9 protein-coding genes are annotated in these 12,175 nt (G+C 48.0%); 7 read left to right on the plus strand and 2 right to left on the minus strand.

Annotated elements, in window-relative coordinates; all coding sequences use genetic code 11:
• Window positions 1–68: 68 nt before the first annotated feature.
• Entirely contained in the window at window positions 69–2,552 is a 2,484-nt protein-coding gene (locus EXU85_RS19440) for a prolyl oligopeptidase family serine peptidase (RefSeq protein WP_142773682.1), read from the plus strand.
• Between the two features lie 44 nt (window positions 2,553–2,596).
• Here EXU85_RS19440 and EXU85_RS19445 read toward each other — a convergent pair whose 3' ends face one another.
• Together EXU85_RS19445 and EXU85_RS19450 are read right to left on the minus strand one after the other, a co-directional pair.
• On the minus strand, window positions 2,597–4,945 hold the full coding sequence (locus EXU85_RS19445; protein WP_142773683.1) for a T9SS type A sorting domain-containing protein: 2,349 nt from the start codon (window positions 4,943–4,945) through the stop codon (window positions 2,597–2,599).
• Between the two features lie 175 nt (window positions 4,946–5,120).
• The gene (locus EXU85_RS19450) at window positions 5,121–5,651 is read right to left on the minus strand and encodes a hypothetical protein (protein ID WP_246859163.1); all 531 of its coding nucleotides are present in this window, start codon (window positions 5,649–5,651) and stop codon (window positions 5,121–5,123) included.
• A 406-nt stretch (window positions 5,652–6,057) separates the two neighbouring features.
• Here EXU85_RS19450 and EXU85_RS19455 point away from each other — a divergent pair, with 406 nt between their 5' ends.
• From EXU85_RS19455 to EXU85_RS19480, 6 genes are all read left to right on the plus strand, one after another.
• Window positions 6,058–6,792, plus strand: coding sequence for a peptidase (locus EXU85_RS19455; RefSeq protein WP_142773684.1), 735 nt, complete (start codon window positions 6,058–6,060; stop codon window positions 6,790–6,792).
• An 88-nt stretch (window positions 6,793–6,880) separates the two neighbouring features.
• Window positions 6,881–7,711 carry a transglutaminase family protein gene (locus EXU85_RS19460; protein ID WP_142773685.1) on the plus strand — a complete coding sequence of 277 codons (831 nt, stop codon included), beginning with the start codon at window positions 6,881–6,883 and terminating at the stop codon, window positions 7,709–7,711.
• Window positions 7,712–7,841: 130 nt separating this feature from the next.
• Window positions 7,842–9,254, plus strand: a complete 1,413-nt coding sequence (glmM, locus tag EXU85_RS19465) for a phosphoglucosamine mutase (protein ID WP_142776769.1) — start codon at window positions 7,842–7,844, stop codon at window positions 9,252–9,254.
• A 250-nt stretch (window positions 9,255–9,504) separates the two neighbouring features.
• Entirely contained in the window at window positions 9,505–9,867 is a 363-nt protein-coding gene (locus EXU85_RS19470; RefSeq protein WP_142773686.1) for a YtxH domain-containing protein, read from the plus strand.
• 233 nt (window positions 9,868–10,100) lie between these two features.
• Window positions 10,101–10,466 (plus strand): hypothetical protein, encoded by a 366-nt coding sequence (locus EXU85_RS19475; RefSeq protein WP_142773687.1) that lies wholly within the window; start codon window positions 10,101–10,103, stop codon window positions 10,464–10,466.
• Window positions 10,467–10,494: 28 nt separating this feature from the next.
• On the plus strand, window positions 10,495–12,114 hold the full coding sequence (locus tag EXU85_RS19480) for an FAD-binding protein (RefSeq protein WP_142773688.1): 1,620 nt from the start codon (window positions 10,495–10,497) through the stop codon (window positions 12,112–12,114).
• Window positions 12,115–12,175: the final 61 nt, after the last annotated feature.

The following is a 12,175-nucleotide window of genomic DNA, read 5'->3' on the forward strand; positions in this document are numbered from 1 at the left end:
AAAAGTAAGCGTTTCGGCCTTTTCTTCCTAATTTAAGGCTTTTCCTGTATACAACCACTTCTTCCTCTATGAACTACATTTCCTGCTGGCCGCTGGCTTTGCTTGCCACCTCGGCGTTTGCCCAGCCTGCTCCGAAACCCACTGGCACAACCACTCGGTCCCAACTCACCGTCGAAACTATTATGCAGGACCAAAAAGTATGGGTCGGCACATCGCCATCTAACCCGTTTTGGTCCGACGATTCTCAAACCCTTTATTTTAGCTGGAACCCCGAAAAAGCAAAGGGGGATTCACTCTATAAGGTAAGCTTTTCAGTACCGGCAAAAGGAAAAGTAGCGGCCCCTTCGAAGCCGGTAAAAGTGACACCCCTAGAGCGTAGAGCACTGCCCACGGCTCCCATTGCGGCCTACAACAAAACGTATACCAAACGGCTCTTTGATCGGCAGGGTGACTTATTCCTGATTGATGTAAAATCCGGTAAAATCCGACAACTCACGAATACAGTGGAGGTTGAGGCTGACCCTGTTTTTTCGGGCGATGAACAACAGGTTGTATTCCGGCGAAGTGGCGCTGGGGCTAATCTATTCAGTATTGATCTTCAATCGGGCGAACTTACCCAACTGACCGACTTTCGGGCGGGTGCCAAGAAACCTGATCCGAAACTGAGTGACGAAGAAAAATTTCTGAAGCAGGATCAGTTACGCTTGTCCATAATACTGAAAGAACGGAAGGATAAGAAGGATGAAGGCGAGCGTATTAGCAAAGCCGATCGACCTAAACGCCCAAAGGAGATTTATCTTGATGACAAGCAACTGCTCAATCCACAAGTCAGCCCCGATGGCCGCTTCATCACCTATCGGCTGAGTAAAAGTGCGCCCAATTCCAAAACCACGCAGGTACCAAATTATGTGACGGAGTCGGGTTATACCGAAGAGATTGCGGCTCGTACCAAAGTTGGCTCACCAGCAGCTGCACAGGAGTTTTTTGTGTACGATACCGTTAAAGACACCGTCCGGGCTGTGAGTACCAAAAGTATTCCGGGCATTTCTGATCAACCGGCCTATCTAAAATCGGTGGCCAGTGCAAAGCCGGATACATCAAAAAAAACGCGTCCGGTTGTTATCAATGGTCCCATCTGGTCTGACGATGGTAAGTTGTGCGTTGTTGTGGTGCGATCACTCGACAATAAGGATCGCTGGATTATGCGCTTTGAGCCTGAAACCCTGAAGCTTTCCTCCCTCGATCGGCAACACGATGATGCCTGGGTTGGCGGACCCGGTATTAACTGGCAGGGTATGGGTACAGCCTCGGGCAATATGAATTTTCTGGCCGATAATCAGACACTCTGGTTCCAGTCGGAAGCCGATGGCTACTCGCACATCTATACCGTTAATGTACTGACTGGCGAAAAGAAACAACTGACTTCGGGGAAATTTGAGGTACAACAGGTGCAACTGTCAAGAGATAAAACCCATTTTTTCATTCAAACGAATGAAGTCCATCCTGGCGAGCAGCATTTTTACCGGATGGCCGTTACAGGTGGAGAACGCGTTCGCCTGACGAATATGACCGGTGCTAACGATGTGACCCTAGCGCCCAACGAAACGCGAATGGCCATTCGTTACTCGTCCAGCAATCAGCCGTGGGAACTGTATGTGGCAGACATTAACCAACCATTCTTAGTTGCCAGCAAGAAGTCTTCTCCTCAGTCTGTATCCTCACAGACCGCCAGCCTGACCCCACTTAAACTCACCGATTCTCAAACCGAAAACTTCAGGAGTTACCCCTGGCGAGAGCCCACGATGGTCACGATTCCGGCCCGCGACGGTCAACTAATTTATGCCCGCCTGTACAAGCCGGAACGACCTTCGGGTAAATCCGTCGTGTTTGTACATGGTGCGGGCTATTTGCAGAATGCTCACAAATGGTGGAGTTCATATACCCGTGAGTACATGTTCAATAACCTGTTGGTCGATAAAGGGTATACGGTACTTGACATCGACTACCGCGCCAGTGCAGGGTATGGTCGAGATTGGCGTACGGGGATCTATCGCTACATGGGCGGCAAGGATTTAGAGGATCATGTGGATGCGGCTAAGTGGCTTGTGCAAACCCAGGGTGTCGATGAAAAACGGATTGGTATTTACGGTGGCTCTTACGGCGGATTCATTACGTTGATGGCATTATTCACCACGCCTGATGTCTTCAAAGCCGGCGCTGCCCTTCGCCCCGTTACCGACTGGGCTGCCTATAACCACCCCTACACGGCCAACATTCTGAACGAACCTCAACTGGACTCATTATCTTACCGTCGTTCATCGCCGATCTACTTTGCGGAAGGGTTAAAGAATTATCTGCTCATCTGCCACGGTATGGTCGATGTAAACGTTCATTTCCAGGACACCGTCCGGTTGATTCAACGCCTTATCGAACTTAAGAAAGACAATTGGGAGCTTGCCGCCTATCCAATGGAAGATCACGGTTTTGTGGAACCATCCAGTTGGACGGATGAATACAAGCGAATCTTGAAACTGTTTGAGGAACGGTTGTAAGATGTAAGATGTATTGCTGTTGCGCCAGCCACATCTTACATCCCTCATTCCACTGCCACCCGCAACACGGACTGGCGCGATTCGGCGGTTAATTTTAGCAGGTAGGTTCCTGTTGAAATGCCTTCTATTGGCCATTCTGCCTGTTTTTTACCGATGAATGCGGGTAGTTGATAGGTTCTTACGACTCGGCCCGATGCATCCAGTAAGTAAAGCTGCACAGCAGACCGTTCAGGTTGTTCGATCTCCACCCGTAATCGGTCTACGATCGGGTTCGGTACAACCCGCGCCGACAATAATGCAATAGGTTCGGAAAGGGCAGTAAGGATAAAATTTATCGCGTCCGACGGAGGAGACGGACAACCATTTATGGTTACTATCGCATAATATTGGCCGCTGGCAAACGGTACTAACGTAGCCCCCGTTGCATTCGGAACCGCCGTTGCAGAACTGGTACCTGTGCTAACATACCATTGAATTCCAGCCGTTTGATTAACCGTTAAAGTGCTATTGGCAACCTGACTAACAGTCGGTTTGGGTGGTGTAGGATTGGTAGCAGTCAGCGATACAAACACGGTAGATGTAGTGCACCGATTGCTATCCCGAACACTCACAGTGTAAGTACCTTCACTAAGAGCAGCCTGGGAAGCGACAAAGGGTTTAAGCGTATCCTTGCGTTCAGTTTGCCAGAAATAGGTGAATGGTTTGGCCCCGCCAGCTACCTGAACTGTTGCCTGACCATCCTTGCCACCTGCGCAGGAAACATTTTTGATGGCACCAACGGATAGTGTAAGTGCATTCTTATCCGTCACGATAGCTACCGTAGAGTCAGCACATCCCCCATCATCCAGTACACGCAGGCGATATGTATTGGGGGTTAATTTGGTAATCTGATTCGTTGTCTGGGCCGCTTGCCCGATAACCTGGAATTGCAGCCCTGTGCCTGTACCACCTGTAGTTGTCAAACTGACTGCTCCTGTCGGGCATGAACAGCAGGTAGCCGGAATAGCTGTTGCCTGGGCTTTTATTGGATCAACTTTCCCGATTGTTACAGAAGCAAGGCTTGTGCACCCGTTGGCATCCATTCCGATCACAGTATAATTACCAACACCTAGTCCACTAAGTAGGCTGCTACTTTGGGGTGTTGCCCCAGCCGTAATCTGATAGGTTACAGCTCCCGTGCCACCCGTAGGGGTCATGATGATAGCTCCACTGGTCGGACTAAGGCAACCAACGGGCTTTGAGGTTGCTGTTAGCGTAAGAGCAGCCGGTTGCCCAACCGTTGTGGTTTGTTTACCTGTACAGCCTAGCCCATCCTTCACTGTAATCTCGTAGGTGTTGGCAGCCAGGCCAGTAAACTGAGCTCCTGTCTGAAATGGCCCAGTCCCAAGTTGGTATTGATAAGTTCCCGTTCCACCCGTAGCGCTAACCGATACGCTTCCATCTGACGTACCGACGCACCGGGTTGGTGCGGGCGTTAATTTAATGGCAAAGGGAGCTGGTTGCCCAATATTTACCGATTGAAAAACGACACAATTATTTTTGTCTGACACCATGACGGTGTACGTGGTGTTGGCAACCAGATTAATAAATGTACCGCTGGTCTGAGGGCTTGCCAGATTAAGGATTGAGTAACGAAAATCACCTACACCACCTATAGCCGAAGCAATCAACGCACCATCGCCCCCTCCAACACATTTGGTACCAATAACCGTTGTACTAACTATGATCTCCGGCGGCTGTTTTAGCTCGACATTCGTTTGAACAGTACACCCTTTTGTATCTTTTACAGTCATTAAATAAGTCCCCGCCTTCAGATTGCCAAAAACATTAAGCGCTTTAAACGGCTCATTCCCAATCTGGTACTGCAATGCCCCCACCCCTCCAGTGCTATTCATGTATATTACGCCATCGTTTCCAGCATTACATAACGGAGATTGCGTGTCGGGTGTGACTAATATAGGACTATAAACCTGAACCGTAGCCGCGGCAGTTGTTGTCGTTATGGTTGTAACGATACCTGTAGAGCTGGTAGTCGTGGAGCTGGTAGCCGTGGAACTGACAGCAGAAGTACTGGTTACTTCGCAGATTGCGGTGTAAGTTGTGGTTTGTTTTGGTGTAACGGCAATTACATTTCCCGTCTGCGTTGTAGACCACCGAAGAGCCCCTGTAGTTGGGCAACCAGAAGCGGTAAGCGTTACACTTGTTCCTGAACAAACAGTTGCAGTAGTGGCTGCCGAACTCACCGTTAGCGTTAGATCGGCAGGTGCAGCAAGAGTACCAGGATCAGCAGCCCAGGTGGTCACTAGAAAACCCATCAACCCGACTAACGTAAAGCCAAGCTTCTTACCAGTATTTACTAAAAACCAGTACTGAAAATGTAAATAATTGTTCATACTTAGGTGGTCATAGCTAACAAACAAAGATAGTCTGATCAAGTACGAAACCTAAGCCGCTAGCCAAGTATTATAGCTTGGCAGCACACAATTTATCGTGTGGAACGTTAAATAGAAGTAGCGGGCTGAACGGGTTATTTAGCAACAAATAAGTCCAATTAAGCGGGCGGGCGTATTAGTAGAAAAGGCCCCAATCGTCCGGAGCATCGTTATCTTTATCAAAGCCATTAACCCATTCAACAAACAGTAGTCGAAATTGCTCGATCTCCTCACGAAGTACGTTCAAATAGGCCGTAGCGGCTAGCTTCTCCGCTTTACAATACGAGGTTTGAGCAAGCAGTTCACGGGCGTGCATTTTTATAATCACGGCATTTTCCATCCGCAGGGTATATAAATCTCCCCCTTCTGCCCCAACAATCTTGGGAGCTAACATCATGGCATTCGCCAGCATCTGCTCATGCATCATGAGCACATCTTCTTCCTTATTGATGGTTTCGACAATAGCCTGTGTCAGCTCCATCAATTCATTCGCTTTCCGCAGGATGGGCAAATTTTTGATGCGTCGATTTTCTGCCTCCATTTCGGCACGGGCTTCTTCGGGGTCATAGTCCTCGTCAAAGCCATCCCAATCCAGAAAGCTATCGTCGTCGTCTTCGTCGTCAAAGTTCATCGCAAAACGGGCAGAGGGAATGATCACCTTCTGCATGCCAAAGTAACACAAACCTTTCCCAAAAACAAACCTTTCGTACCCAAAAAGCCATTCATGGTATCCAAAATAGTTCTACGATTTCAAACGCGGGACTCAACCTGTTCAATGGGGTTTGCTAACGAAGTCGGCAGTAGGGATTCACCTTCATCAAGCCTCCACTAACAGCAATAACTAGGAACGATCCAGCTAAAATTAAACGACCATACGATCACGCAATACGTACAGTTGAGGCCATTATCTTACAAAAAACAAGTATAGCCACACAGCATTTTTAGAGAAAAGAGTTTGGCAAAACGAACAAAAACGGGGGTAACCTGTATATTTGTCTGGTTTAGTACCCAGAGTAGATACTCCCGGAGTGGATACTCCCAGAGTGGACACTTCGGATTTCCCACTGTATCGAATGACATATTGTTTAGGCGTTAAAGTTGCATCGGGCCTGGTTGCCATCGCCGACAGACGGTTGACTTCCGGCTCAGAAGTATCGTCGAATCGGAAAATTTCGGTTCATGAAGTCGAGAATCACTCGCTGTTTATCATGACCTCGGGCCTTCGCTCAGTTCGCGATAAAGCCATCACGTATTTCAGTGAAGTGCTTACCGAACAGGATCGATCCTTTAATAAGCTCTACAAAGCGGTCAACGCGTTTGGGGAACAGGTAAAACGGGTCGCTCAGGAAGATAAGTCGTCGATCATTGCCAATGGGTTAAATTTTAACCTGAATGCCATTGTTGGCGGTCAGTTAGAAGACGATGACGAACATAAGTTATACATGCTCTACCCGGAGGGCAATTGGGTTGAAGTAGATCAGGGATCTCCGTTCAAAATCATCGGCAACTCTGGCTACGGAAAGCCGCTGTTATTCAGAAACTTATCGTACGAATCCAGCTTACAGGATGCGCTCAAAATTGGCTTCCTTGCCTTTGATGCTACGCGCGTCAGTGCCAACGATGTCGATTATCCGTTAGATGTGGTCATCTACCCGAAAAACAGTTTTCACATGACCGAATATCGTCTTGAAAAAGAAGATATGGATGAAGTATCGCACCAGTGGAGTGCTCTATTGAGCAACTCCGTCCGAAAACTACCCTCCTACTGGATGGACCCTATTTTCGAGAAAGTCCGTTCGGCTAAGTAATTAGTGGGATAGGTGAAGTAGGTGAAATGAGTGGCCTAACCTCTGCACCTACTTCACCTATTCCACTTACCTCACTTTACCTACTACCATGCATCTCCATGTTCGGCACGCATCTGAATACACGTACGATCTGCCGGTGGCACTAGGGCCGCAAACGCTCTACCTTTACCCGCGAATGTATCCCTATCAGCGGTTGCTGACCTACGATTTGGTGATCGATCCAACACCAGCTCGGATTGTACGGAATATTGATGTGGAAGGTAATGTACAACAGCTGGTTTACTTTAGCCATCCTACGTCGTATCTGAAGGTGCAGGTAGAAATGGAGCTGGCTTCGGATGAGTTTAACTCCTTTGATTTCGTTCTGTTTCCCTTCGAAACCCAGCAGGTTCCTTTCCGGTATCCGAAAGCGGTAGAAGAATTGCTCTACCCCTATTTAGAGCGGGTGGGAATTTCAGAACGTGTTGAACGATGGGCACGCCAGTTAGCCACAGAAGCCGGTTGGCAAACTACAGCCTTTCTGATGGCCTTAAACCAAACGATTCGAAAATTTACCTACGAAATCCGTGAGCATGGCGCACCGTTCCCACCTGAACAAACGTTAACGTTACAAAAGGGATCCTGTCGGGACTATACAACTCTGTTTATGGCAGCCTGCCGGAGTTTAGGCATTGCTGCCCGTTTTGTAAGTGGTTATTTATTTGGTAATCCACAACAGGAACATCAATTGCATGCCTGGGCTGAAGTGTATTTACCCGGAGCAGGTTGGCGAGGTTTTGACCCGACAGAAGGATCAGTTGTCGTGAACCGGCATATTTTTTTGACCTCAACGGCTAAGCCTGAGTTGGCTGCACCTATCAGTGGTACGTTTACGGGTCAGGCTAATTCCAGCTTACGCTCAGAATTGGTGTTTGTGTGAACTAAGTGAATAAGTAAGTAATTGCCGTACGTGTATGGCTGACGTACCGGCTACGTATCGACTTACTCTAACTTACCCACTTACTGATTATATTTACAGCTTTAACCAAAAACATTATCCAACCCATCAAGTGGCATTAATTAAGTCTATTTCCGGGATTCGAGGAACGATTGGGGGGCGCAGCGGAGACGGGCTGACGCCTTTAGATGTAGTCAAGTTTACCGCTGCCTTTGGGCAATGGCTTCGAAAACGCAGCCCAGAACGACAAACGGTTGTTATTGGACGCGACGGACGCCTGTCAGGCGAAATGGTATCCAAACTAGTAGCCGCAACTTTACAGGGCCTTGGTTTAACCGTGGTTGATCTGGGCTTGTCGACCACACCAACCGTTGAACTGGCAGTACCGGGAGAAGGAGCCGCAGGGGGAATTATCCTGACCGCCAGTCATAACCCAATTCAATGGAATGCCCTCAAACTACTCAATGAAACGGGCGAGTTTATTTCAGCACAGGACGGAGCCGATGTACTGGCGATTGCCGAAGACGAATCGTTCGACTTTGCCGAAGTACGCAAATTAGGTCAGTACCGCACTGATTCAACCTGGTTACAGAAACATATCGACCTGATTCTGGCCTTGCCTTTGGTGGATCGGGAAGCCATTGCCGGACGAAATTTCCGGCTTGTTGTCGATGCGGTTAACTCAACCGGTGGTATAGCCGTACCTATGTTGCTTGAAGCCCTTGGTGTAGAACGCATTACGAAACTTCATTGCGAGCCAACCGGTAATTTTGCGCACAACCCCGAGCCGCTACCCGAAAACCTCCGTGACATTATTAAAGAGATGAACAAAGGCAACGCCGATCTTGGTATTGTCGTAGATCCGGATGTAGATCGGCTGGCACTGATCTGTGAAGATGGGTCTCCTTTCGGGGAAGAATATACGCTGGTAGCTGTGGCCGATTACGTTCTGAAAAATAACCCTGCCGGAAGCGCCAAAACGAATAATACGGTATCGAACATGTCGAGTACGGTTGCCTTACGGGATGTGACCCAGAAATATGGTGGTCAGCATTCCGCATCTGCCGTGGGCGAAGTTCATGTGGTTGAGATGATGAAAGCCAAAGATGCTGTTATTGGTGGCGAAGGCAACGGGGGTATTATTTATCCAGAACTGCACTACGGCCGCGATGCATTGGTTGGTATTGCCTTATTTCTGACGCACCTGGCTAAGTCGGGCAAGTCGGCCTCTATGCTGCGTCGGACCTACCCCAACTATTATATTTCGAAAAATAAGATCGAACTCACAGCGAATATCAATGTCGATGCGGTGCTGGATCGGATACAGGCCAAATACGCCCGTAATCCAATCAATACCATTGATGGGGTAAAAATCGAGTTCGACAAAGAGTGGGTACACTTACGGAAGTCAAATACGGAGCCAATTATCCGGATCTATTCGGAATCGGATACGCTGGCAACAGCCGATTACCTAGCCGGAAAAATCATCGACGATATTCGTGAAGTGATTGCCGAGAACCGATAAACGTTCTTATAGCTATAATTTCCTAATCAAGCCACTACTGATGTAGTGGCTTTTTTGTTAAACTACGCCCACCCACAGCCCCTAATTTGTAGAATAATATCCTCAGAAATTACTGATCGACTTATTTGATTAGCATTCAAACTACCAACAAATTACTGATAATCAGCATCATGATTACTTTCCTTACGATATGGCATGTTTTTTAAGCTAGTATTGGCAATCCCAGAACGAATTCAAAACAGACACGATCATGAGCTTTTTAAGAGGAGTACTAGCAGGTTTGGCCATTGGTTATTTAACAGCACCCCGTAGTGGTAAAGATACCCGTGATAAATTGACAAAGGGTGCCAATGATTTACAGAATCAGTGGGAAGAGGGGGTTAACCAGGTAAAATCGCAGATTGACCGGCTAACTGGAAAGGCTGAAGACAAGGCTGATCAATATGCTGGAAAAGCTGAGCAGATATTCGATAAATATAAGAATGACACGCAGGCTGCTGTTAGCGAGAAACAGGATCGCGCGAAAACCGCGTATAACAGTACCGTTAATAATGCAGCAGATGCGGCCAAGTCTGGCATCAACCATGCCGAAGACGCACTGAAGCTGAACTAAGCACGGATCAGTAAGCGGGGACGTACAGAAATTCCATTTCTATTCGCCCATTAATTGTGTGAGCCAGGCTTCTGGCAGGGGTTTTATACGCCATATCTCTAAGATATGGCGTATAAAACCCCTGCCAGAAGCCTGGCTCTTTTTATTGTATATACCGTTCCCTCAATGAGTTAGCTTTCCTATTAATTATTAATATACATTTCTTGCGATTATTCATCCTACCCATTTCAATTATGAACCTACACGTACCCACCTCCAGGCTAATAGGCCACCCTCGCCCATGGGCAACTCTATTTTTGGTCGTTATTACGTACGCATTGGCTGGCTGCATTACAACCCGTGTGGCAACCGAACCAGATTGTGACACCCCTGAAGGGGTAACATATTCCCAGAAAACGGTAACGGCTTACTTCTGGGGATTCAAACAGCCAACCGATCTCAAGCCCCCCTGCGATCCACGCTTTAATCACCTGAATGGGGTTACGGTAAAATCCACATTCGCACATTATTTGCTGTCGACCGTTACCCTCGGTATCGTTAATAAACAGCAGGTGCGGTGGTGTTGTGCTCCATACGTACCCCGACGTGACTCACTCTGACCATCTTCCCACCTAAACACAAATTCCCATGAATCTGCCTAATGGACTAGAGCTTTTAGCAGTCAATGAACTGACGAACAAGCATCAAAACTTTACCCAGCCGCTAACGCCTAATGCGTCGTTCAAGCTGAGGATTCCAACCGTACCCGCTGATTTGCGGGGGGCCTATCGCCAGACTACAGCTAATTTTCAGTGGTTAATCCGTCATGCGATCGACAATGGGCAACGCATGCGGGCTATTGGAAAAAACTGGTCGTTCGCAAAAGTAGGGGTTACAAACGGCGGTATGGTTGATGCCAATGCGCTGACAACAACATTCGGGCTTCGTGCAGCCTCTGTCGATCCTGCTTATCTAGCCAGTGGAAAATCGGCCAGTAATCTGTTTTTTACAGAATGCGGCCTAACAATCCATATTATTGAGCAGATGCTCGAAGAAAGTAAGAAATCTGTACGAGCCTCTGGGGCCAGTAATGGGCAAACCATTGCCGGAGCCGTTTCTACCGGTACGCATGGAGCTGCCTTTACCTTTGGAGCCGTGCAGGATACCGTTGTTGGCATTCACCTGATCTGCGGGCCTGATCGACATGTCTGGCTTGAACGAGCGTCTAATCCAATCACTAAATCTAATTTTACCGATAACCTGGGTATTTCGGAAGTTATACGCGACGATGACCTGTTCAATGCTACGCTGGTTAGTTTTGGGTCGTTCGGATTTATTCACGGCCTGCTTCTGGAAGTTGAGAATCTATTCTGGCTGAAATCCTACAGCGTCGATACAACTCCGTATAACGACGCTCTGAAAAAAGCCATGACCGATTGCGATTTCTCGGGGATTGCCAATCAGTTTACGCCCCCACTGCCAGCCAGCTCCTCAACCGCCGAGCCCTACCATTTCCAACTAATGGTTAATCCACATCAGATTGACTTAACTGGCGCGGATACGACTAAGGGAGCATTTGTCAGGATACTTGTCAAACACACGACTAAACCAGATCAGGCAGTAGCCCCTCCACCTAAACCTGAGTTTATTTACGGAGACGATACACTAGGCCTGATGCAAACTGTATTAGATGCCCTTCGACCAAGTGTGCTGGTACCCTTCCTGGTCAATAAACTTTATCCGGCAGCTAAAGAACAAACCAATGGCTGGGTAGGTACGATGATGGAGTTTTTCGCACCAACGGATATTCGGGGCAAGGCTTCCAGTGCGGCTATTGGCATGGATTCCAGAGATAGCCCACGGGTTCTCGAAAAAATAATCGAACTAAACGCCCAGTCAGCCTTTCCGGGAGTTTTAGGGCTTCGATGGGTAAAAAAGACGTCGGCAATTTTAGGGTTTACGCGCTTTCCAATAACCTGTGTGCTGGAGCTTGATGGGATTGACTCCGCATTGACAAATCAGTTTCTAGAGCGTGTCTGGAACGCGCTGGATGTAGCCGGTATTCCGTACACCATGCACTGGGGTAAAGTCAACTTTGGCCTGAACCCCAGCCGTCTCCGGCAAATGTACTCCGACGCAGCTGTTGACACCTGGCTCAAGGCTCGTCATCAACTTTTAGATGCACAGACGCGTGCTGTTTTTACAAATGAATTCATGGAAAAATGCGGGCTGGATAAGGAGGTAATTCTGGAGAGTCCGATTGTGTAGATAAGGTTTTAACACAGAGATCACGGAGTAAAAAAAGAGACACACAGAGAAAAATATAGCT

Source organism: Spirosoma sp. KCTC 42546 (genome assembly GCF_006965485.1).
Lineage (GTDB): Bacteria > Bacteroidota > Bacteroidia > Cytophagales > Spirosomataceae > Spirosoma.

What these genes read in the sequence shown, in the direction of transcription:
- EXU85_RS19440 (WP_142773682.1), top strand. Translation starts at nt 69, where the DNA reads ATGAACTACATTTCCTGCTGGCCGCTGGCTTTGCTTGCCACCTCGGCG.
- EXU85_RS19445 (WP_142773683.1), bottom strand. Translation starts at nt 4,945, where the DNA reads ATGAACAATTATTTACATTTTCAGTACTGGTTTTTAGTAAATACTGGT.
- EXU85_RS19450 (WP_246859163.1), bottom strand. Translation starts at nt 5,651, where the DNA reads ATGCAGAAGGTGATCATTCCCTCTGCCCGTTTTGCGATGAACTTTGAC.
- EXU85_RS19455 (WP_142773684.1), top strand. Translation starts at nt 6,058, where the DNA reads ATGACATATTGTTTAGGCGTTAAAGTTGCATCGGGCCTGGTTGCCATC.
- EXU85_RS19460 (WP_142773685.1), top strand. Translation starts at nt 6,881, where the DNA reads ATGCATCTCCATGTTCGGCACGCATCTGAATACACGTACGATCTGCCG.
- EXU85_RS19470 (WP_142773686.1), top strand. Translation starts at nt 9,505, where the DNA reads ATGAGCTTTTTAAGAGGAGTACTAGCAGGTTTGGCCATTGGTTATTTA.
- EXU85_RS19475 (WP_142773687.1), top strand. Translation starts at nt 10,101, where the DNA reads ATGAACCTACACGTACCCACCTCCAGGCTAATAGGCCACCCTCGCCCA.
- EXU85_RS19480 (WP_142773688.1), top strand. Translation starts at nt 10,495, where the DNA reads ATGAATCTGCCTAATGGACTAGAGCTTTTAGCAGTCAATGAACTGACG.